Source organism: Achromobacter sp. ACM03 (assembly GCF_014851665.1).
Lineage (GTDB): Bacteria > Pseudomonadota > Gammaproteobacteria > Burkholderiales > Burkholderiaceae_B > Achromobacter > Achromobacter aegrifaciens.
Genome location: NZ_JACVAD010000002.1, coordinates 350,879 through 372,563, shown reverse-complemented (window position 1 = coordinate 372,563; position 21,685 = coordinate 350,879). Strand labels below are relative to the sequence as shown.

The window sequence follows — 21,685 nt, the reverse complement described above, 5'->3', positions numbered from 1 at the left end:
GCGGCGAAAAATCCGGATGGCCGGGGCGGATCAGCCCAGCTTCACGCCTTCGTGCAGAGCGGCGATGCCGGCGGTCAGGTTGAAGTACTGCACCCGTTCCAGCCCGGCCGTGCGCAGCATGTCCGCCAGGGTTTCCTGGTCGGGGTGCATGCGGATGGATTCGGCCAGATAGCGGTAGCTGGCTTCGTCCTTGGCGACCTTCTTGCCCAGCCAGGGCAGCACATTGAAGGAATACCAGTCGTAGGCGGGGGCCAGCGGCTTGGCCACGCGCGAAAATTCCAGCACCAGCAGTTTGCCGCCCGGCTTCAGCACCCGGGTCATTTCAGCCAGGGCGCGGTCCTTGTGGGTCATGTTGCGCAGACCGAAAGCCACGCTGACGCGGTCGAAATGGCCGGTGGGGAACGGCAGGCGCTCGGCGTCGCACACGGCGGTGGGGACCAGCAGGCCGGCATCGGTCAGGCGGTCGCGGCCCACGCGCAGCATGGAGTCGTTGATGTCCGTGAGCCAGACCTCGCCCGTGGGGCCGGCGCGCTTGGCGAAGGCCTTTGCCAGATCGCCCGTGCCGCCGGCAATGTCCAGCACCTTCATGCCGGGGCGGATGGCGGCGCGGCCAATGGTGAACGCCTTCCAGACGCGGTGCAGCCCGGCCGACATGAAATCGTTCATGACGTCGTAGCGCTGGGCGACCGAATGGAATACTTCGGCGACTTTGCGGGCCTTTTCGCCTTCCGGCACCGTCTGGAAGCCGAAATGGGTCGATTGCGAGGCGGAATCCGCGGAATGTTGCGATTCGGAGGGGTTTTGCATGGTGAATTCCCGATATATCGTTCAATGGTAGCCTATCGGGCTCCCGCGGGCGGCCGGCGGACGCGGACAATGACGCCCGGCGGTCACATACCTGAAATATTGCGGCCATACTATCGCAATGTTCGCGCCGCGCCGGCGCTCAGAAGTGTGCCCAATCCGCCATGTCCAGCACCATCCTCGTCGTCGAAGACGAACCCGCCATCCAGGAACTGATCGCCGTCAACCTGTCCTTCGCCGGACACAAGGTGCTGCGCGCCTTCGACGCCGACCAGGCCCAGACCCTGATCCGCGCCGAACTTCCCGACCTGATCCTGCTGGACTGGATGCTGCCCGGCACCTCCGGCCTGGCCATGGCGCGCAAACTGCGCAACGACGAGCGCACCCGCGCCGTGCCGGTGATCATGCTGACCGCCAAGGGTTCCGAGCAGGACAAAGTCGACGGCCTGGAAGCCGGCGCCGACGACTACATTACCAAGCCCTTCTCGCCCAAGGAGCTGATGGCACGCATCAAGGCCGTGCTGCGCCGCCGCGCCCCCCAGCTGACCGACGACGTGATCGACGTGGGCGGCCTGAAGCTGGATCCGGTGACGCATCGCCTGTCGGGCAACAGCCAGTCGCTGCAGATCGGCCCCACCGAATTCCGCCTGCTGCACTTTTTCATGACGCACCCCGAACGCGTGTTCTCGCGTTCCCAGCTGCTGGATCAGGTCTGGGGCGACCACGTCTTCGTGGAAGAGCGCACGGTCGACGTACACATCCGCCGCCTGCGCAAAGCGCTGGAACCCAGCGGCCACGACGCGCACGTGGAAACGGTCCGCGGCAGCGGCTACCGGTTTACTGCCCAGCTCCCGACGCGGTAAAAACTCCCGCACGATGATCTGGCTGCGCACTCTTTTCCTGGTCGCCCTGTGGGCGGTTGCCGCATTACTGGCCCAATGGCTCATAGGAGACCCGGCGGGCTGGATACTGTTTTCCTTCGCGCTGGCCGCCATGCTGCTCTGGCGCAGCTGGCGCCTGCACCTGGTGTCCCACTGGGCCAACCACCCCGATACCTCGCCGCCCGCTTCGGTCGGTCCCTGGGACGACATCCTCGCGCCGCTGTACCGCTACACCCGCGCCCGGGCCCGCGAACTGAACGAAACCCAGAACACCATGCAGGGCATGCTGGCCGCGGCGCAAGCGCTGCCGGACGGCGCGGTGACGCTGAACGAGGATTTCCAGATCGACTGGTGCAACCGCATGGCGCGCCAGCACCTGGGCCTGCGCCTGCCGGCCGACCGCGGCCATAACCTGCTGAACCTGCTGCGCGCGCCCGAATTCGTCGAATATGCGCACCGTCCGTCCTGGCCCGAGCCCATACTGGTGCGCCTGGGCCAGCAAGGCCAGGAGCGGCTGATGATGATGCAGCTGACGGCCTACGCCAGCAACCAGCGCCTGCTGATCACGCGCGACGTCACCCAGATCGAACGCCTGGAAACCACGCGCCGCGACTTCGTGGCCAATGTCTCGCACGAATTGCGCACGCCTCTGACGGTACTGGCGGGTTTTCTGGAAACCCTGCGCGACATGCCCGCCGACGCCCTGCCCGCCGAACAACGCGAGCAGTACATCGACATGATGCACGAGCAGGCCCAGCGCATGCAGGCCATCGTCGAAGACTTGCTGACCCTGTCCACGCTGGAATCCTCGCCGGGCAGCGACCCGCGCGCGGTCAACATGGGCGCGCTGCTGCAGAAGGCGCGCCAGCAGATCGAGGCCCTGTCGGGCGGCCGCCACGTGCTGGAGTGGCACATCGATGAATCCCTGGACGTGCTGGGCGCCGAAACCGAACTGACCTCGGCCCTGTCCAACCTGCTGACCAACGCGGTGCGCTACACGCCGGACGGCGGCACCATCACCGTGCGCTGGGAGCGCGAGGAAGACGGCGGCGCGCGCTACAGCGTGCAGGACACCGGCATCGGCATCCCCGCGCGCCACCTGCCCCGCCTGACCGAGCGTTTCTACCGCGTGGACCGCGGCCGTTCGCGCGCGGTGGGCGGCACCGGCCTGGGCCTGGCGATCACCAAGCACATCGCCATGCGCCACGACGCCGAACTGCTGATCACCAGCGAACCCGGCAAGGGCAGCGTGTTCGCCCTGCGCTTTCCGCCCGACCGCATCGCCATCGACAGCCCGGCCTGAGCCGTCCGCCGGACCTGACGCAGCGCGGATGGTAAATTTCCTGCCATGCGCATCCTGGTCATCGAAGACGAACCCAAACTGGCCGACTACCTCAAGAAGGGCCTGTCGGAGCAAAGCCACGTCGTGGACCTGGCTCGCGACGGCGTGGACGGCCTGCATCTGGCGCTGGAAGGCGTCTACGACCTGATTGTGCTGGACGTGATGCTGCCGGGCGTGGATGGCTTCGGCGTGCTGGCCGCGGTGCGCGAACAGAAGGACACGCCCATCCTGATGCTGACCGCGCGCGACGCCGTCGAGGACCGCGTGCGCGGATTGGAAGGCGGCGCCGACGACTACCTGGTCAAGCCTTTCGCCTTTTCGGAACTGCTGGCGCGGGTGCAGGCGCTGCTACGCCGCGGACGTTCTCAGGAACCCACCCTGCTGCGCCTGGCGGACCTGGAACTGGACCTGGCCCGCCGGCGCGCCCAACGCGGCGGCCGCCGCCTGGACCTGACCGCCAAGGAATTCAATCTGCTGGCCCTGCTGCTGCGCCGCCAGGGCCAGGTGCTGTCGCGCACCACCCTGGCCGAGCAGGTCTGGGACATGAACTTCGACAGCGACACCAACGTCATCGACGTGGCGGTGCGGCGGCTGCGCAGCAAGCTGGACGACCCCTACGACACCAAGTTGCTGCATACAGTGCGCGGCATGGGCTACGTGCTGGAATCGCGCCCCGCGGATAGCCGCCCGGCATGAAGCCGCTGCGCATGCGTTCCATGCAGGCGCGGCTGACGCTGCTCCTGGGCGCCATCGCCCTGCTTGTGTCCAGCCTGGCGGGAGCCACGCTGTTCTGGGCGCTCAAGCGCGAAGTGGAACGGCAGGAAATCACCGAAGTCAGCGGCAAGCTGGAATTGATCGATCACCTGATCGACATGCAGAACAACGCCCGCGGCCTGAAAGACCTGGCCGCCACCTTCGACGAGATGCGCGCGGGCGAAGGCCAGCTGGGCATCTGGATCGTGGATGCGCACGGCCACTCCGTGTACGGCGGCCCCGCTCCCGAAACGCTGGCGACCGGCGACGGCAGGCAGGTCGTGCTGCAGACCGCCGACGGCGGCCGCATGCGCGGCCTGCGGGTCGCCATGAACGACCGCATCCTGCCCGGCGCGCAACTGACCGTGGCGGTCAGCACGCGCACCAGTTCGCAGTTCCTGTATGCCTATGGCACCGCGCTGGTGCTGATCTGCGCGCTGTGGGTCGGCGCGACCGTGGTGTTGGCGGCCTGGGCCGTCAGGCGCAGCATGGCGCCGGCGCGCAGGCTGTCCGAGCAGGCGGCCAGCATCCAGCCCGACAATCTGGCGCGGCGCCTGCCGCTGGAAGACACCGACCGCGAATTGCACGAGCTGGTCCGTTCCTTCAACCGCACGCTGGAACGCCTGCAGGCCGCCTACCAGCAGATGGAAGGCTTCAATGCCGACGTGGCGCACGAGCTGCGCACGCCGCTGGCCACGCTGATCAACGGCACGCAGGTCATGCTGTCGTCGCCGCGCGACGCGGCAGAACTGCGCGATGCGCTGGAATCCAACCTTGAAGAGCTGGAAGACCTGAAGACCCTGGTCAACGACATGCTGTTCCTGGCGCGCGCCGACCGCGGCGAACGGGCCGCGGACCTGGCGCCAGTATCGCTGGCCGCCGAAGCGCGACGCGTGGCCGAATACTACGAAGCCACGCTGGAAGAAAGCGGCGTGCATCTGCGCTGCGCAGGCGACGCCACCGTGGCCGCCAACGCCGGGTTGGTGCGGCGCGCGCTGGCGAACCTGATTTCCAACGCCATCAAGGCCACGCCCCGGGGCGGCGAAATCGTGCTGACCTGCTCGGCTTCGCCCGCGGGCGCGCGGGTGGAAGTGCGCAACCCAGGCCCGCCCATCCCGCCGACGGACCTGCCCCGCATCTTCGACCGCTTCTTCCGCTCCAGCCAGGCGCGCGCGCCGCGCAGCGAAGGCCACGGCCTGGGCCTGGCCATCGTGCGCGCCATCGCGCGCATGCATGGCGGCGAGGTCGACGCGGCCTCGGGCGCGCATGGCACCGTGGTCGGCATCACGCTGCGCGCGCCGGAGGGCCATGCCACCGCGGACAACATTACAAAATCGTAATGTGCGGGACAGAATGGGGTCACCCCCGTTCCTCTACAGTACGCTTGCAATCACATCGTCCCGCAACGGAGCATCATGAACCTTTCCCGTCTTACGCGCCGCCTGGCCCTTGCCGCGGCCCTGTGCGCGCCCGTTTTCGCCACCGCCCAGACGCCCGTCAAGGTCGAGGTCTGGAAGACCCCGACCTGCGGCTGCTGTGAAGACTGGGTCAAGCACATGCGCGACAACGGCTTCGCCGTCACCACCCACGACGTCCAGGACACTGGCCCCATCCGCCGCAACGCCGGCATGGCCAACTACGGTTCGTGCCACACCGCGGCCGTCGAAGGCTACGCGATCGAAGGCCACGTCCCGGCCAGCGACGTGCGCCGCCTGCTGCTCGAAAAGCCCGACGCAGCCGGCCTGGCCGCGCCAGGCATGCCGCTGGGCTCCCCCGGCATGGACGGCCCCGAATACGGCGGCCGCAAGACGCCGCATGACGTGGTCCTGGTGGACAAGCAGGGCGGCGCCAAGGTGTTCCAGGCCTACCGTTAACGCGCGAACCTTCAGGTTCTGTCCGGGCATCGCTCTTTGTGGCGATGCCCGTATCGTTTGTGCGCCTGAAACAATTCATCCATGCCGCCTCAATGGCTACTCCTTGCACTGCAGCAAAAATGGGCCACAATCAATAAAACGGATTCCTCACCCACCCCTCAGGCTGTCATGGCACAAATCGTCCTGTTCGAGAACATCCACCCGAGCGCCCGCGCTGTTTTTGAAGCCGCCGGCTACTCCGACATCGTCACGCATGCGGCCGCCTTGCCGGCGTCGCAATTGAGCGACGCCCTGCGCGGCGCTCAGGTGGCGGGGATCCGTTCTCGCACGCACCTGGATGCCGCCCTGCTGTCCGGCAACCCCGACCTGCGCGTCGTGGGCTGCTTCTGCATCGGCACCAACCAGGTCGACCTGGACGCGGCCATGCAGCGCGGCATCCCGGTGTTCAACGCACCGTTCTCGAACACCCGCTCGGTGGCCGAACTGGTGCTGGGCGAAGCCATCCTGCTGCTGCGCCGCATTCCCGAAAAGAACGCCCGCGTGCACCTGGGCCACTGGGACAAGAGCGCTGCCGGCGCATTCGAGACCCGCGGCAAGACGCTGGGCATCGTGGGCTACGGCAACATCGGCTCGCAGATCAGCACGCTGGCCGAAGGCCTGGGCATGCGCGTCGTCTATCACGACGTCGAAGCCAAGCTGCCGCTGGGCAACGCCCGGCCCGCGGCCACGCTCAACGAACTGCTGGAGCAGGCCGACGTGGTGACCCTGCATGTGCCGGGCGGCAAGACCACCGAAAAGATCATGAACGCGGAAACCATCGGCCGCATGCGCCGTGGCGCCATCCTGATCAACGCCTCGCGCGGCACGGTGGTGGATATCGACGCGCTGCATGCGGCGCTGAAATCCGGCCATCTGGCCGGCGCCGCGCTGGACGTGTTCCCGACCGAGCCCAAGGGCGCGGACGAGCCGCTGGCCAGCCCGCTGATCGGCCTGCCCAACGTGATCCTGACGCCGCACATCGGCGGCAGCACGCAGGAATCGCAAGAGAACATCGGCCGGGAAGTGGCCGAGAAGCTGGTGCGCTTCCTGCAGGCCGGCACCACCAAGGGCGCGGTCAACTTCCCCGAGCTGCCGTATCTGGAGCCCGCCGGCGGCACGCGCATCCTGCACGTGCACCGCAACGCCCCGGGCGCGCTGGGCACGCTGGACAACCTGATGGCGCAGCACGGCCTGAACATCGTCAGCCAGACCCTGCAGACCCGCGGCCAGATCGGCTATGTGATCACCGACGTGGAAGGCGAAGTCAACGACGTCGTGATGTCCACGCTGCGCAGCCACCCCATCACGGTCCGCTGCGACCGGCTGTAAGCCACCGCCGCCGTGGCGGGCAGCGCGTCATGCGCCGCCCGCCAAACGGCTCAAGACTCTGCCGCGGCGGCCGCCAGGCATTCCGCCATCTTCTCCTGCACGCTGCCGGCATCGAACGGCAGCCGGCCTATCAGGCCGATCTCGCGGTGGAACGCCGCCTCCCCCAGCGGCAACAGCCGCAAGCCGGTCATGTCCAGCCGCCGCAGCTGCGGCAACAGCGCCACGCCCAGCCCCAACCGCACCATGTTGGCGATGGCGTCGATCTCGTCCAGCTCCACAGCCTCGCGCACCGGGATGCGCTGCTTCTTCAGGAACAGGTCCACCACGCGCCCGCCGAATGACGCGCGGTCGTAGCGGATGAAGGGCTGGCTTGCCAGCAGTTCGCGCCAGGGCGCGATGGGCATGGAAGCGGGCATGGCCAACATCACCGGTTCACGCAGCAGGGGCTGCCAGCCGAGTTCGGGCGGCAGAGCGAAGGGCGGCTTGATCAGCATGGCCATGTCCACCTCGCCCGCATCCACCTGCCCCAGGAGCGACAGCGACACGCCTGGCACGATGCGCACCCGCACATCCGGATAGACCGCGCGAAATCCGCCCAGCGCGCGCGCCAGCAGGTCCTGCTGCACCGACGCGATGGCGCCGATGCGCAGCAAGCCGCTGACATGGCCCGCCCCGCCAGCTGTAATCATCCGCTCGGCCATGGCGACCAGTTCTTCCGCCTGCGGCAGCACTTCGCGGCCGTGCGCATTCAGCACCGCGGCGCGCGCGCTACGGTCGAACAGCGGCCCGCCCAGGTAATCCTCCAGGCGCTTGATCTGGGCGCTGACGGCAGACTGGGTCAGGCCCAGCCGGGCGCCGGCGCCGGTAAAGGTGCCGTCCCGCGCCACGGCGATGAAGGTCTTGAACTCTTTGATCACGATCAATTATTTCGATGCTAAGTAGCAAAAAATATCGTTTTTCAATCAAAAAAACAATACCTAAACTACCCATCGATGCTAGGCCGTCCAAGCTTGCGATGGCTCGCAATCTGACTGATCATTTTTTCTTTGCCTGACCCGGAGCCTTCCATGACCGCTCAAACCAACCTGCCGCCGTTCCACCTCGCCTTCCCGGTCCGCGACCTGGCCGAAGCCCGCGCCTTCTATGGCGAAAAACTGGGCTGTCCGGAGGGCCGCAGCTCGCCCGAATGGATCGACTTCAACTTCTACGGCCACCAGATCGTCGCCCACCTGGCTCCCGGCGAATGCGGCCACAAGGCCACCAGCGCCGTGGACTCGCACAATGTGCCGGTGCGCCATTTCGGCGCGGTGCTTTCCATGGAACAATGGGAAGCGATGGCGAAGCGTCTGACCGACGCCGGCACCGAATTCGTCATCGAGCCCTACATCCGCTTCAAGGGTGAAGTGGGCGAACAAGCCACCATGTTCTTCCTGGATCCGTCGGGCAACGCGCTGGAATTCAAGGCGTTCAAGAACCTGGATTCCCTGTTCGCCAAGTAATCCGTCTCTACAGGTTTCGTGTCGTTGAACGCAAATTCAGAACCTCCTTCTCCGGCCGAAACCTCCTGGCGCATCCTGCCCCAGGGTGACCGCTGCCTGATCGTTTCCTTTGGCGACCAGATCGACGCCGATGTCGGCAGGACCTGTCTGGCCGCGGCCGGCAAGCTGCGCGACGCGCGGCTTGCCGGCGTGACCGATGTGGTGCCTTCCTTCGTCGCGGTGGCGGTGCATTACCGCCCCGGCGCCAACGGCGGCCCCACCTACCCGCAACTGGCCGAGCGCATCGGACAACTATTGTCCGAAGGCATCGCCGCGGACGCCCTGGGCGGACGCGAGATCGACATCCCGGTCTGCTACGGCGGCGAACATGGCCCCGACCTCGCCGAAGTGGCCGACGCCGCCGGCCTCACTCCCGAAGGCGTCATCCAGATGCACAGCCAGCCGCGCAGCATGGTCTTCATGCTGGGCTTCGCGCCCGGCCACGCCTATCTGGGCGTGCACGACGAAAAACTGAATATCCCGCGCCGCGCCTCGCCGCGCACCGCGGTGCCGCCCGGCGCCGTGGCGGTCGCCAACCGGCAGACCGTGATCTACCCGAACCGCCTGCCCGGCGGCTGGAACATCATCGGCGCCACGCCGCTCACCATGTTCGACCCGGCCCGCGAACCCGCCGCCCTGCTGCAACCCGGCGACTCGGTCCGCTTCGTGCCCATCAGCCCCGAGGAATTCAACCGCATCCGGGGAGCCCGGCCATGAGCGTGACCGTGATCAAGCCCGGCATGCTGTCCAGCTTCCAGGACCGCGGCCGCGAGGGCTACCAGCATCAGGGCATCCCCGCCGCGGGCGCCATGGACGAGCGCGCGCACCGGCTGGCCAACGCGCTGGCCGGCAATCAAGACGAACACGCCACGCTGGAAATGACCCTGACGGGTCCTACCCTGCGCTTTGACGCCGCGGCCTGCTTCGCGCTGGCTGGCGCCGACCTTGGCGCCACGCTCAACGGCCAGGACATTCCCGTCCACCGCCCGCTGGTGGCGCGGACGGGCGACACCCTGGCCTTCGGCGCCAGGCCGGCCGTGGGCGTGCGCGGCTATCTCGCGGTGCACGGCGGCTTTGCGCTGCCGCGCGTCATGGGCAGCGAAAGCACCTACCTGCGCAGCGGCTTCGGCGGCTTCCAGGGACGCGCGCTGGCCAAGGGCGACCAGGTGCCATTGCATGCGCCGCTGGCCGCTGGCCGCGACCTCGACGCCTTGCAGGAAGCGCTGTGGAACCAGCGCGTCTACCTGCCGGCGGCGCTGGGCGCCAAGCGCCGCGAGTTCATCCGTTTCCTGCCCGGCATGCACTGGGAGGAATTCTCCGATGCCACCCGCCAGGCCTTTGGCGGCGGCGCGGAGTTCCGCATCAGCCCGCAGTCCGACCGCATGGGCTACCGCCTGCTGGGCCCCGCGCTGGCCATGAGCCAGCCGCGTCAGATGCTGTCGGAAGCCGCGTGTTTCGGCACCGTGCAGGTGCCTTCGGGCGGCGAGGCCATCATCCTCATGGCCGACCGGCAGACCACCGGCGGCTACCCCAAGATCGCGCAGATCGCCACGGTGGACCTGCCCGTCCTGGCGCAGTGCGCACCGGGCCAGACGCTGCGCTTCCAGCTGATCGAACTGGAAGAAGCGCAGCGCCTGGACGGCGAACGCGAGCGCGCCTTCACGCAATTGCAGGACGCGCTGGCGCCGTTGCGCGCGCTCCTCGCCTAGAAAGGAATTTGCCATGACCACCCGCATCGACATGAACTGCGACATGGGCGAAAGCTATGGCGCCTGGACCATGGGCAACGACGCCGCGGTGCTGCAGTTCGTCAGCTCCGCCAACATTGCCTGTGGCTTCCATGGCGGCGACCCGGCCACCATGCGCAAGACCGTGGCGGCCGCGCTGGCGCGCGGCGTGGCGCTGGGCGCGCACCCCAGCCTGCAGGATCTGGCCGGATTCGGACGCCGCGTCATCCAGATCAGCCCCGACGAAGCCTACGACATCGTGGTCTACCAGATCGGCGCCTTGGCCGGCGTGGCCGCCTCGCAAGGCGCGCGGCTGCACCATGTGAAAGCGCACGGCGCGCTTTACAACATGGCCGCCAAGGACGAAGGGCTGGCGCGCGCGATCTGCCAGGCCGTCAAGGACGTGGACGCCTCGCTGATCCTGTACGGACTGGCCGGCAGCAAACTGATCGACGCGGCCCGTTCCATCGGCCTGGCCGCCGCCAACGAGGTCTTCGCCGACCGCTCCTACCAGGACGACGGCTCGCTCACGCCGCGCAGCCGCGCCGGCGCGATGATCGAAGACCTGGATCAGGCGGTGGCGCAGGTAGTACGCATGGTGCGCGAAGGCAAGGTGCGTTCGGTGGACGGCAAGGACGTGGCGGTGCAGGCCGACACGCTGTGCATCCATGGCGACCAGCCGAACGCGCTGATCTTCGCCGACGGCATCCGCAAGGCGCTGGAACAGGCCGGCATAGAAGTCCGCACCCCACCGAGGGAATAGGCGCGGCCGGCTAGGCGCGGCCGGCGAGGCGCGGCCGGCTCAGGCGCGTGCGTAGCGCGGCTGCGGTTCTTCCGCGTCCTGCAGCGCGGCATGGCGATACGCCTGCGCCACGCTGGGCAGCACGTCCGCCAGATAGCTGCGCGTCAGGTTGGCAGCGCGCTCGACGTCGCGGCCGGCCAACGCTTCGATGACGCCGCTGGTGCAGGCCTGGATGCCGGTGAACGGCAGCGCCTGCCTGGCCAACAGGTAGCGCAACGGTTCGATCTGCTCGTAAAGCTTGCTGAGCATGCCCGCAAGCGGGGTATTGCCCGTGCTGCGGGCCGCAGCCAGATAGAACGCGCAGGCCGAGGCAATGGCGGCGCGTCCATCGCCCGACGCCAATGCCGCCCCGATGGCGGCGTCATGAAGGCGCAGCTCGGCCAGCAGCGGCGCCTGGTCGGCCGCTTCCGCCGCCTGGCGGATGCAATAGGCCTCGAGTTCGGCGCGCAGTTGGTACAGATGACGGATCTGCGCCTCGGTGTACAGGGTGACCCTGAAGCCCTTGCGCTGGATATGGGTGACCAGGCCGCTCAGCTCCAGCAGGCGCAGCGCTTCGCGGATCGGGCTGCGGCTGGTGCCGAAACGCTGCTCCAGCTCCTGTTCGCGCAGCGGCTGGCCGGGACGGATGGTGCCGTCCACGATCAATTCACGAATCTGTTCCTGCAGGAAATACGGAATCGTGGCGGGCGCTTTGACGTCCAATCGGCTCCCCTTGTACTGCGCAATGCATGGTATGAGACTTCGTGAAGATACTAGAAATCTCTTGAAACATAAATAAGAAAATTGTTGCAGAGCGCCCTGCCGCCCTGCTTCAGTCCCAGTCGTCCCGATACACGAACTTCGGCATCTGCCAATTGAAGCGCAGGGCCAGCAGGCGCACCGCCAGGCCCGCGGCCAGCGCAATCGGCACCGCGGCGTTGGCGGACAGGCCCAAGGCCTGCGAGCCCAGGTACAGCCCGCCGGTCACGAAGGACACGCTGGCATAGAGCTCCTTGCGGAACAGCAGCGGCACCTCGTTGCACAGCACATCGCGCAGCACCCCGCCGGCGCAGCCGGTGATCATGCCGCTGATCAGCACCACGGTGATCGGCAGCTGCATCAGCTGCGCCACCTGGCAGCCGATGACCGTGAACGCCACCAGGCCCAGCGCATCGGCCAGCAGGAACAGGCTGCGCAGGCGCCGCATGACGGGCGCGATCAGGGCCGTAAAGATCGCCGCGCCCGCTGTCATCCAGAGATACTCGGGATGGACCACCCAGGTCAGCGGGTAATGCCCCAGCAGCACGTCGCGCAGGGAACCGCCGCCCAGGGCCGTCACGCAGGCAATGATGCAGACGCCCATCCAGTCCATGTCGCGCCTGCCGGCCGAAAGCGCCGCGGTCATCGCTTCCGCCACGATGGCGACAAGATACAGCGTGTGCAGCAAGGCGGGAGACAGATCCGGAAACATGGGCAGGCAGGGAGTTGAACTGGCCCCATTGTATTAAGGCGGCGGGGTAGCGGACGGCCATTGCCTGCGCGCCCGCCATCCCTTACCCTCGACTTTGCGTTGATATCTATCAAGTCCCCTTCCGCGCAGCCGCGCGAGAATGGGGATAAGGCCCGCGAGGGCGGAACGGCTGGAGCGACGCACGCGGGAGTCGGCGGTCCAACCACAACCGGGAGAGAACGTATGACACAGCAAACTGGCCCCATCCTGTTGGCGACCGACCTGAGCGCGCGCGGCGACCGCGCCCTGGACCGCGCGCTGCAGCTGGCCAAGGAACTCAACACCAAGCTCATCGTCCTGCATGTCATGGAATCCCATGCCACGCCGGCTCGCCTGACCACGCCCGTGTGGCGGCGCCTGTCGACGGACCACAAGGCGCTGGCCGAGCGCGAGCTGGCCGAGGACCTGGCCGCCGCCGACGTGGCGACCGAAGTGGTGGTGGTCAGCGGCGATCCGCTGGTCCGCATCATGGAAACCGCCGACAGCTACGGCTGCTCGCTGATCGTCACCGGCACCGCGCGCGATGAAACCCTGGGCCGCCTGCTGCTGGGCACCACGGTCGAAAAGCTGGCCCGCCAGGCACGCCAGCCCGTACTGGTGGTCAAGACCCGTCCGCGCCGGCCCTACCGCGACGTGCTGGTCGCCACGGACTTCTCCGCCGGCTCGCGCCAGGCGCTGCGCGCCGCGCTGCACCTGGTGCCGAACGCGGACCTGACCTTGTTCCACTCCTACGACGTCCCCTTCCAGGGCAAGAACACGCCGGATGACGCCATCACGCGCAGCTTCTACAAGGCGGCCGAGCAGAGCGCCCAGGACTTCATCGCCGAAACGCCCGAACTCGCCCAGGTCGCCGCACCCAAGGTGGTGCTGGAATGCGGCCAGCCGGAAACCGTGCTGTCGGAATACTCCTTCAACCACCGTTCCGATCTGGTCGTGACGGGCACCCATGGCCGCACCGGCATCCTGCGCACCGCCATCGGCAGCGTGGCCGAACGGCTGCTGGAGTCGCTGCCCAGCGACGTGCTGATCGTCAGGTTGCTCGGCGAGGAATAAACCCCGGTCCGGCCATGAAAAAACGGCGCCTCGGCGCCGTTTTTTTTGGACCCGCCGGCTTCAAGCCGGGGCCTGATCGCCCTGCTTCTCCATGGTTTCTATCGTGCCGCGCAGCAGATGCAGCAGCACCAGGCCCGGCAACGCGATGGCCACGGTCAGCAGGAAGAAACCCGGCCAGCCCATGGCTTCCACCAGCGGCGGCGTGAGAGGGCCGGCCAGGTAGGTCCGGCCCACCGCCGACAGCGCCGACAGCAGCGCGAACTGGGTCGCCGAAAACTGCTGGCGGCACAACGCCATAAGCAGGCCAACGAAGGACGCCGTGCCCAGGCCGCCGCACAGGTTCTCGATCCCCACGCCCGCGGCCATCAGCCAGAGGTTCTTGGGACTGACGGCGATCAGCCAGTACGCCAGATTCGACACCGCCTGCAGCAGCCCGAACGCCATCAGCGACCGGTACAGGCCCCAGCGCGACATGAGCGACCCGCCCGCCAGTGCGCCGATGATGGTGGCGGCCAGCCCCAGCACCTTGTTCACCGTACCCACTTCCGTCGGCGTGAAGCCCGCGCCGCGGATCAGGAAGGTGGTGGACAAAGCCCCCGCGAACGCGTCGCCCAGTTTGTACAGCACGATCAGCAGCAACACCGCCAGCGCGCCGCGCCGCGTGAAGAATTCCCGCAAAGGCTCGCCCACGGCCTCGCCCAGCGTACGCGGCGGTCGGGCGACGTGCTCGGGTTCGGGCGCCCAGAAGGTCGCCAACGCGCACAACAGCATCAGCCCGCCCATCAGCACATAGGTGTTGCCCCAGCCTATCCACTGGTCCGCCAGGATCAGCGCCAGCCCGCCCGACACGATCATCGCCAGCCGGTAGCCCATGACCTTGATGGCCGCGCCGGCGCCGCGCTCATCCTTGCGCAGCACGTCCGTGCAATAGGCGTCGAAAGCAATGTCCTGCGTGGCCGACAGAAACGCCACCAGCACGGCCAGCAGAGCCAGCGTCTGCAAGGCGGACGAAGGCGACAAGGCGCCCATCGCCATGATGGCCACGGCCAGCAGCAACTGCGTCAGCAGCATCCAGCCGCGCCGCCGCCCCAGCAAGGGCGGCGCGTAGCGGTCCACCAAGGGAGCCCACAGGAACTTGAGGGTATAGGCGCTGCCCACCAGGGTCAGGAAACCGATCTGCTGCAGCGGCACGTTTTCCACCGTGGCCCAGGCCTGCAAGGTGCCGCTGGTCAGGGCCAGAGGCAATCCGCTGGCGAATCCCAGGACCAGCAAGGGGGCCACGCGGGGGCTGGTATAGACGTTGGATGCAGCGGTAATGACGGTCTCCTAAAACAACGCGCCAGCGCACCGCTGGCGGCCGCAGGCTTGCGGCATTTTAGGGCCTATGCGCCCGCGCCGCAGGCAGCAGGCGTGTCGGAATGTCAGGGCGACGCGAAGCGGTACACCGCCAGGGTGCTGCGCCAGCTGGGCAGCAGCTTGACCTCGCGTCCTTCGTTGAAGGTGGCGCGTTCCAGGATGGACAGGCGCAATTCGCCGGCCAGCTGCTCGAAGTCGCGCAGCGTGCACAAGTGAATGTTCGGCGTGTTGTACCACTGGTAGGGCATCTGGCCCGTCACCGGCATGCGGCCGCGCAGGATGGCCCAGCCGTGCGGCCAGTAACCGAAGTTGGGAAACGACACCACGCCGTAGCGCGCCACCCGCGCCATTTCGCGCAGGATGTGCTCGGTGCGGTGCATCGATTGCAGGGTCTGCGACAGCACCACGGTATCGAACTGCTTGTCGTCGAACAGCGCCAGCCCATCTTCCAGGTTCTGCTGGATCACTTCAACGCCGCGCCGCACGCAGGCGATGACGCAGTTGTCGTCCAGTTCCACGCCCGCGCCCCGCACCTGCCGGTGGTCGCGCAGATGCGCCAGCAGCGCGCCGTCGCCGCAGCCCAGGTCCAGGACGCGGCTGCCGGGCTCGATCCAGCTGGCGATGCGCGCCAGGTCGGGCCGCAAGACGCTGTGCGCGGGTCGGGGAGTCACGGGAGTCATGCGGAACGTCCTTCGGTCTGGGCGGCAACGCCGAGCCCGAGCTCGCGCGCGATGCGTTCGTAATAGCCGCGAACCACGGCATGGTAGCGCGCGTCTTCCAGCAGGAAGGCGTCGTGGCCGTGCGGCGCGTCGATCTCGGCGTAGGTCACGGGGCTGGCATTCTTCAGCAACGCACGCACGATTTCGCGCGAACGCTCCGGCGGGAAGCGCCAGTCGGTCGAGAACGACACCAGCAGGAAATCGGCCTTGGCCGGAGCCAGCGCGCGGGCCAAATCGCCGCCGGTGGTGCGCGCCGGGTCGAAGTAGTCCAGCGCGCGCGTAATCAGCAGATAGGTGTTGGCGTCGAAATAACGGGTGAATTTCTCGCCCTGATAGCGCAGGTACGACTCCACCTCGAACTCGACGTCGTAGCCGTAGTGGTACGCGCCGTTCTCGGCCGGCGCGCGCTGGGCGCGGCCGAACTTCTCGGCCATGTCGTCGTCGGACAGGTAGGTGATGTGGCCAAGCATGCGCGCCACCGACAGGCCGCGGCGCGGCACGGTATCCTGCGCGTAGTAGTCGCCGCCGTGGAAATCCGGATCGGTGATGATGGCGCGGCGCGCCACCTCGTTAAAGCCGATGTTCTGCGCCGACAGGCGCGGCGTGCTGGCGATGACCACGCAATTGGCCACGCGGTCGGGCAACGTAATGGCCCAGCTGAGCGCCTGCATGCCGCCCAGCGATCCGCCCATCACGGCGGCGAAACGTTCGATGCCGAAGTGGTCCGCGACCCTGGCCTGCGCCCTTACCCAGTCCTCGACGGTCAGCACCGGAAAAGCGGCGCCCCAGGGCTTGCCGGTTTCCGGATTGATACTGGCCGGGCCGGTCGAGCCGAAGCAGGAGCCCAGGTTGTTGACGCCGATGACGAAGAAGACGTTGGTGTCCACCGCTTTGCCGGGCCCCACCATGTTGTCCCACCACCCCACGTCGCTGGGATTGTCGGCCGCCTGCCCCGCCACGTGGTGCGAAGCGTTCAGCGCGTGGCAGATCAGCACCGCGTTGCTGCGCTGGGCATTGAGCGTGCCGTAGGTTTCGACCGCCAGTTCGTAGGCAGCCAACGACTGGCCGCTCTGCAAGGACAGGGGCTCATCGAAACGGATGAAGGTGGGGGCAACGAGACCGACCGAACCGGGATCAGCGGAAGCGGAAGTCGTGACGGTTGCGGGTACGAACCCGCTGGCCGAATCACCGGCCAAATTTTGGGCAGGAGTGGTCATACGGACCTCTTTAGCTGGATTTATTGGAAGGCGCCCGCAAGCGGATCAGGCAAATCGGCGCCGAAAAATTTTGTACTGCGGCAGGAATTCTAGCACTGCTGACGCGCGCCGCAACGGCGGGCGACCCATCCGGCCCGCCTGGCGCGCGCGGCGGCCATTCAGGCGCCGGCCTCCCAGGGCTCCTGGCCCAGGTACTCGTAGCGTTCGGTGTTGACGCGCGAGATGCGCCATTCCACCGCCTGCCGCTTGTAGGAAAACGCCACGCGGCGGATCTCCAGCAAGGGGCTGCCTTCGGCCACGCCCAGCGCCCGCGCCTGCGTGCGTTCGGCCACGCAGGTGCGCAGCCGCTCGTCGGTGGCGATCACATTGACGCCGAATACGTCCTGGTACAGCGCATACAGCGTGCTGGCGCGGTCGCGCAGGTGCGCTTCGGTCATGCCCGGAAAGCATGCTTCCGGCAGGCAGATCTCATCCATCATCACCACGTCGCCGTTGAGCGACAACAGGTTGAGGAACTCGAACACCATGGCGCCAGCGGGCAGGTTCAGCTTCTCGCGCGCGATGGCCGAGGCCCGCACGCGGCGAAATCGCAGCAGCTCGGTCGCGGGATAGGACTTGTCGCCGTCCTGCCGCACGATGCGGAAGAACTTGAAGAAATGGTGGTTGCGAGTGTGCACGGCCACAAAGGTGCCGCGGCCCTGATGCCGCACCAGGATGTTCTCCGCAGCCAGTTCGTCGATGGCCTTGCGCAAGGTACCGATGGAGACGCCGAAGCGTTCCGCCAGCAGCTTCTCGGGCGGGATCGCCTCGCCCTGCTTCCATTCGCCCTGCGCCAGCGCGGCCAGCACGGCCTGCTTGACCTGCGCGTACAGAGGACTGCCCAAAGGCACGGTCGAGGACAGGCTGGTGTTCATGGGTGCATCGCAAAAATCAGGAGCCCACAGTGTAGCGGCGGGGACGGAACCTGCTCAAGTCATACAATTCATATATATGATTTAGTTGACACGCATGAAGCGCGGTCCTAAGATTTCCTGGCCGTAGCGATCCGCGCCCTGCCGCCGCACCAGCCGGGCGCCCCCAAGCCCAAGAGAGGAAGACAAATGATTCACGCCGTATTGCACGATGCCAAGGACACGGTGGCGGTCGCCGTCGTGGAAGGAGTCACCGCCGGAACGGAACTGAACGCCTGGATCATGGATGAAGACAAGATCATCCACGTGCGCGCATCGCAGGACATCCCCATCGGACACAAGGTGGCGATGAAGGACATGGCCGTGGGCGACACCGTCTTCAAGTACGGCGTCGACATCGGCCGCGTGGTGGAGCCCATCAAGGCCGGCCAGCACGCCCATGTGCACAACATCAAGACCAAGCGCTGGTAAGCCCCCCACCCCGCACAGGAATCCGCCATGTCCATCATCACCGCCTCGACCACCTTCCAGGGCTACCGCCGCGACAACGGCCGCGTCGGCGTCCGCAACCACGTCATCGTCCTGCCCGTGGACGATATTTCGAATGCCGCAGCCGAAGCCGTGGCCAACAACATCAAGGGCACGATGGCCCTGCCTCATCCCTATGGCCGACTGCAATTCGGCGAGGACCTGGAGCTGCACTTCCGCACCCTGATCGGCACCGGCTGCAATCCCAACGTCGCCGCAGTGGTGGTAATCGGTATCGAGGAAGGCTGGACCAAGCGCGTGGTGGACGGCATCGCCGCCACCGGCAAGCCGGTCATGGGCTTCAGCATCGAACTGCACGGCGACCACGACACCATCATGCGCGCCTCGCGCTGCGCCAAGGAATTCGTGCACTACGCCACGGCCCTGACGCGCAGCGAATGCCCCATCGCCGACCTGTGGGTGTCGACCAAATGCGGCGAATCCGACACCACCTCCGGCTGTGGCGCCAACCCCACCGTGGGCAACGCTTTCGACAAGCTGTACGCGCTGGGCTCCACGCTGGTCTTCGGTGAAACCTCGGAACTCACCGGCGGCGAACACATCGTGGCCGAGCGCTGCGCCAACGACGCGGTGCGCGAGCGCTTCATGTTCATGTTCAACCGCTACCAGGCCATGATCGACCGCTGGAAGACCAGCGACCTGTCCGAATCCCAGCCCACCAAGGGCAACATCGCGGGCGGACTGACCACCATCGAGGAAAAGGCGCTGGGCAACATCCAGAAGATCGGCAAGCAATGCCGCGTGGACGGCGTGATCGACAAGGCCGAGATCCCGGACGGCCCGGGCCTGTGGTTCATGGACTCGTCCTCCGCCGCGGCCGAAATGGTGACCTTGTGCGCGGCCTCGGGCTACGCCGTGCACTTCTTCCCCACCGGCCAGGGCAACGTCATCGGCAACCCGATACTGCCGGTCATCAAGATCTGCGCCAATCCGCGCACGGTGCGCACCATGTCCGAACACATCGACGTGGACACCAGCGGCCTGCTGCAGCGTGAAATCGACCTGAACCAGGCCGGCGACAAGCTGCTGGAATGCATGCTGGCCACCGCCAACGGCCGCTGGACCGCGGCCGAAGCGCTGGGCCACCGCGAATTCGTCCTGACCCGCATCTTCGAAAGCGCTTAATCGCGCCTGTCGTCCCTGGCAACGGCGCGTCCGCGAGCAGGATTGCGGACGCGCCGTCCTGCCGCCAGCATTTCCCCGCAGCATCGTCTCAGAACCACACCAGCAGACCCGGGCGACATCCGCCACGGCAGCACAGGCGGTTGCATTCCTACCCGGGCGTCCCCCAAGGAGGAAGACAGATGAACAGCGAACACGATCACCATCCCGACGCCGCGCAACGCCGGCGCCTGCTTGCCGCCCTGGGCGCCGCCGGCCTCTGTGCCCTGGCGCCGTGGCAGCGCGCGCTGGCGCAGAAAGCCTGGCCCGAACGTCCGATCAATTACGTGGTGCCCTTTCCGCCCGGCGGCCTGACCGACGTGGCCGCGCGCCAGGTCGGCAAAGCGCTAAGCGACGCCGAGCGCTGGAACGTGGTGGTGGAAAACAAGCCCGGCGGCAGCGCCAACATCGGCGCCGCCCACGTTTCCCATGCCGCTCCGGACGGCTACACCTGGCTGGCGATCACGCTGTCGCATGCCGCCAACGCGACGCTCTTTGCCGGCAAGGCGGGCTACGACCTGACGCGCGACCTCACGCCGCTGGCCGGCCTGGCTTCCTCGCCCATCATGGTGGTGGTCAACGCCAAGAGCGACATCAAGAGCATGGCCGATCTGGCCAAGGCCGCCCGCTCGAAATCGCTGTCGGCCGGCTCCAGCGGCAACGGCACGCCGCCGCACCTCACCCTGGCGCTGTACCAGAAGCTCACCGGCGTACCGATGATGCACATTCCCTACAAGGGCGGCGCGCCGTCCCTCACCGACCTGATAGGCGGCCACCTGGACGTGGTGTTCTCCAACTATCCGGAATCGCTCTCGCACGTGAAGAACGGCTCGTTGCGGGCGCTGGCCATCACCACCCGCGAACGCAGCGCGGACCTGCCCGACGTGCCCACCGTGAAGGAAGCCGGCCTGCCGGACCTGATCGTCGAGAACTTCACCGGCGTGCTGGCACCCGCGGGCACGCCGCCGGAGCTGGTGCAGCGCATCGGCGACGCCATCGTGCGCCAGGTCTCGCAGCCCGCCATGAAGCAGGCGCTGCTGCAGTTGGGCTTCGTGCCGCAGCCGCGCGGCCCCGCGGAGTTCGGCGCCTACCTGAAGTCCGAGGTCGACCGCTGGGCCAAGATCATCCGCGACGCCAACATCCAGATCGCCTGAGCACCGTGGAGTCCCAACCGATGCATATCCTCATTTCCGAGTTCATGGACGCGCCCGCGGTCGACGCGCTGCGCCAGCGGTTCAAGGTGCGGTACGAGCCCGAACTGGTGGAGCAGCGCGATGCCTTTCTGGCCGCGGCGGCCGACGCCGACGCCCTCATCGTGCGCAACCGCAGCAAGGTCGACGCCGCCCTGCTGCAGGCGGCCTCGCGGCTGCGGGCCGTGGGCCGCCTGGGCGTAGGGCTGGACAACATCGACCTGGACGGTTGCGCCGCGCGCAACATCGCGGTGATACCGGCCACCGGCGCCAACGCGCGCGCTGTCGCCGAGTACGTCGTGGGCGCCATGCTGATGCTGCTGCGCGGCGCCTACGGGTCGACGGCCGAGGTCGCGGCGGGCGCATGGCCGCGCAACGCGCTCTCGCAGGGGTTGGAGGCGCACAACCGCATGCTGGGCATCGTGGGCTTCGGCGGCATAGGCCGGCTGACCGCAAGCCTGGCGCAAGGACTGGGCATGCGCGTGGCCGGCTGCGACGCCGCGCTGCCGCCAGACCATCCCGCGTGGGGGGAGACCGGCGTCACCGCCCTGCCGCTGGACGAGCTGCTGGCCCAGGCCGATGCCATCACCCTGCACCTGCCGCTCACGCCCGGCACGCGGCGGTTGATGGACGCCGGCCGCATCGCGCGCATGCGGCCCGGCGCCGTGTTGATCAACACCTCGCGCGGCGGCATCGTGGACGAGGCCGCGCTGGCGGATGCCCTGCGCACGGGCCATCTGCGCGGCGCGGCGCTGGACGTGTTCGAACAGGAACCCCTGCCCGCCGGCAGCCCGCTGGCGGGCGCGCCCAACCTGATCCTGACGCCGCATATCGCCGGGCTGACGCAGGAAGCCAACACCCGGGTTTCCGACATGGTGGCCGCCGGGGTGACAATGGCGCTTACCGGCGGCGACCGATGAAGCCACACGGCCCGGCGCGCGCCCTTGAAGA

The 21,685-nt window shown here is 67.5% G+C and carries 23 protein-coding genes and 1 riboswitch; of the genes, 15 read left to right on the top strand and 8 right to left on the bottom strand.

Features of this window, described 5'->3' with window-relative positions; translation table 11 throughout:
• Positions 1–30: 30 nt before the first annotated feature.
• Positions 31–807 (bottom strand): bifunctional demethylmenaquinone methyltransferase/2-methoxy-6-polyprenyl-1,4-benzoquinol methylase UbiE, encoded by a 777-nt coding sequence (gene ubiE / locus IB257_RS10010; protein ID WP_054454995.1) that lies wholly within the window; start codon positions 805–807, stop codon positions 31–33.
• A gap of 161 nt (positions 808–968) precedes the next feature.
• Here ubiE and phoB point away from each other — a divergent pair, with 161 nt between their 5' ends.
• The 6 genes from phoB (at position 969) to serA (ending at position 7,022) form a co-directional block, all read left to right on the top strand.
• A complete protein-coding gene (phoB, locus tag IB257_RS10005; protein WP_006227196.1) occupies positions 969–1,667 on the top strand; it encodes a phosphate regulon transcriptional regulator PhoB in 699 nt (232 codons plus the stop codon).
• 13 nt (positions 1,668–1,680) lie between these two features.
• Positions 1,681–2,988 carry a phosphate regulon sensor histidine kinase PhoR gene (gene phoR / locus IB257_RS10000; protein WP_054454997.1) on the top strand — a complete coding sequence of 436 codons (1,308 nt, stop codon included), beginning with the start codon at positions 1,681–1,683 and terminating at the stop codon, positions 2,986–2,988.
• Between the two features lie 45 nt (positions 2,989–3,033).
• Complete coding sequence (locus IB257_RS09995; protein ID WP_054454998.1) at positions 3,034–3,723, top strand: heavy metal response regulator transcription factor; 690 nt, start codon at positions 3,034–3,036, stop codon at positions 3,721–3,723.
• The gene (locus IB257_RS09990) at positions 3,720–5,120 is read left to right on the top strand and encodes a heavy metal sensor histidine kinase (protein ID WP_119452175.1); all 1,401 of its coding nucleotides are present in this window, start codon (positions 3,720–3,722) and stop codon (positions 5,118–5,120) included. Before IB257_RS09995 ends, IB257_RS09990 begins: the two co-directional genes overlap by 4 nt.
• Positions 5,121–5,195: 75 nt before the next feature.
• A complete protein-coding gene (locus tag IB257_RS09985) occupies positions 5,196–5,654 on the top strand; it encodes a DUF411 domain-containing protein (protein WP_054455004.1) in 459 nt (152 codons plus the stop codon).
• 168 nt (positions 5,655–5,822) lie between these two features.
• On the top strand, positions 5,823–7,022 hold the full coding sequence (serA, locus tag IB257_RS09980) for a phosphoglycerate dehydrogenase (protein WP_054455006.1): 1,200 nt from the start codon (positions 5,823–5,825) through the stop codon (positions 7,020–7,022).
• 50 nt (positions 7,023–7,072) lie between these two features.
• Here the strand turns inward: serA and IB257_RS09975 are convergent, their stop codons facing one another.
• Complete coding sequence (locus tag IB257_RS09975; protein ID WP_054455868.1) at positions 7,073–7,939, bottom strand: LysR family transcriptional regulator; 867 nt, start codon at positions 7,937–7,939, stop codon at positions 7,073–7,075.
• 150 nt (positions 7,940–8,089) lie between these two features.
• Here IB257_RS09975 and IB257_RS09970 point away from each other — a divergent pair, with 150 nt between their 5' ends.
• Genes IB257_RS09970 through IB257_RS09955 form a run of 4 tightly spaced genes read left to right on the top strand, consistent with a single transcriptional unit; the run spans position 8,090 to position 11,050 of the window.
• Positions 8,090–8,521, top strand: coding sequence for a VOC family protein (locus IB257_RS09970; protein WP_054455008.1), 432 nt, complete (start codon positions 8,090–8,092; stop codon positions 8,519–8,521).
• Positions 8,522–8,545: 24 nt separating this feature from the next.
• Positions 8,546–9,277 (top strand): 5-oxoprolinase subunit PxpB, encoded by a 732-nt coding sequence (pxpB, locus tag IB257_RS09965; protein WP_192492238.1) that lies wholly within the window; start codon positions 8,546–8,548, stop codon positions 9,275–9,277.
• The gene (locus IB257_RS09960; protein ID WP_192492237.1) at positions 9,274–10,269 is read left to right on the top strand and encodes a biotin-dependent carboxyltransferase family protein; all 996 of its coding nucleotides are present in this window, start codon (positions 9,274–9,276) and stop codon (positions 10,267–10,269) included. The genes pxpB and IB257_RS09960 overlap by 4 nt, the downstream gene beginning before the upstream one ends.
• Before the next feature lie 13 nt (positions 10,270–10,282).
• Positions 10,283–11,050: a LamB/YcsF family protein gene (locus IB257_RS09955; protein ID WP_054455014.1), complete on the top strand. Its 768-nt coding sequence runs from the start codon at positions 10,283–10,285 to the stop codon at positions 11,048–11,050.
• 39 nt (positions 11,051–11,089) lie between these two features.
• Here the strand turns inward: IB257_RS09955 and IB257_RS09950 are convergent, their stop codons facing one another.
• Both IB257_RS09950 and IB257_RS09945 read right to left on the bottom strand, forming a co-directional pair.
• Entirely contained in the window at positions 11,090–11,791 is a 702-nt protein-coding gene (locus tag IB257_RS09950; protein WP_175212763.1) for a GntR family transcriptional regulator, read from the bottom strand.
• A 109-nt stretch (positions 11,792–11,900) separates the two neighbouring features.
• Positions 11,901–12,539 carry a trimeric intracellular cation channel family protein gene (locus IB257_RS09945; protein ID WP_054455018.1) on the bottom strand — a complete coding sequence of 213 codons (639 nt, stop codon included), beginning with the start codon at positions 12,537–12,539 and terminating at the stop codon, positions 11,901–11,903.
• Positions 12,540–12,761: 222 nt separating this feature from the next.
• Here IB257_RS09945 and IB257_RS09940 point away from each other — a divergent pair, with 222 nt between their 5' ends.
• A complete protein-coding gene (locus IB257_RS09940; protein WP_054455020.1) occupies positions 12,762–13,631 on the top strand; it encodes a universal stress protein in 870 nt (289 codons plus the stop codon).
• A gap of 60 nt (positions 13,632–13,691) precedes the next feature.
• Here the strand turns inward: IB257_RS09940 and IB257_RS09935 are convergent, their stop codons facing one another.
• From IB257_RS09935 to IB257_RS09920, 4 genes are all read right to left on the bottom strand, one after another.
• Positions 13,692–14,948 (bottom strand): muropeptide transporter, encoded by a 1,257-nt coding sequence (locus tag IB257_RS09935; protein ID WP_054455021.1) that lies wholly within the window; start codon positions 14,946–14,948, stop codon positions 13,692–13,694.
• Positions 14,949–15,052: 104 nt separating this feature from the next.
• Positions 15,053–15,667 carry a methionine biosynthesis protein MetW gene (gene metW / locus IB257_RS09930; RefSeq protein ID WP_054455023.1) on the bottom strand — a complete coding sequence of 205 codons (615 nt, stop codon included), beginning with the start codon at positions 15,665–15,667 and terminating at the stop codon, positions 15,053–15,055.
• Positions 15,664–16,923 (bottom strand): homoserine O-acetyltransferase, encoded by a 1,260-nt coding sequence (locus IB257_RS09925; protein ID WP_181953334.1) that lies wholly within the window; start codon positions 16,921–16,923, stop codon positions 15,664–15,666. Before IB257_RS09925 ends, metW begins: the two co-directional genes overlap by 4 nt.
• Positions 16,913–16,994: riboswitch (SAM riboswitch) on the bottom strand. It overlaps the preceding gene by 11 nt.
• 87 nt (positions 16,995–17,081) lie before the next feature.
• Positions 17,082–17,837 (bottom strand): GntR family transcriptional regulator, encoded by a 756-nt coding sequence (locus IB257_RS09920; protein WP_054455025.1) that lies wholly within the window; start codon positions 17,835–17,837, stop codon positions 17,082–17,084.
• Positions 17,838–18,023: 186 nt separating this feature from the next.
• Between IB257_RS09920 and IB257_RS09915 the strand changes: the two genes are divergently transcribed.
• From IB257_RS09915 to IB257_RS09900, 4 genes are all read left to right on the top strand, one after another.
• Entirely contained in the window at positions 18,024–18,305 is a 282-nt protein-coding gene (locus IB257_RS09915) for a UxaA family hydrolase (RefSeq protein ID WP_042795507.1), read from the top strand.
• 27 nt (positions 18,306–18,332) lie between these two features.
• A complete protein-coding gene (locus IB257_RS09910; RefSeq protein ID WP_054455027.1) occupies positions 18,333–19,508 on the top strand; it encodes a UxaA family hydrolase in 1,176 nt (391 codons plus the stop codon).
• 179 nt (positions 19,509–19,687) lie between these two features.
• Positions 19,688–20,698 carry a tripartite tricarboxylate transporter substrate binding protein gene (locus IB257_RS09905; protein WP_054455029.1) on the top strand — a complete coding sequence of 337 codons (1,011 nt, stop codon included), beginning with the start codon at positions 19,688–19,690 and terminating at the stop codon, positions 20,696–20,698.
• 20 nt (positions 20,699–20,718) lie between these two features.
• A complete protein-coding gene (locus tag IB257_RS09900) occupies positions 20,719–21,654 on the top strand; it encodes a hydroxyacid dehydrogenase (RefSeq protein WP_192492236.1) in 936 nt (311 codons plus the stop codon).
• The last annotated feature ends 31 nt before the right edge of the window (positions 21,655–21,685 follow it).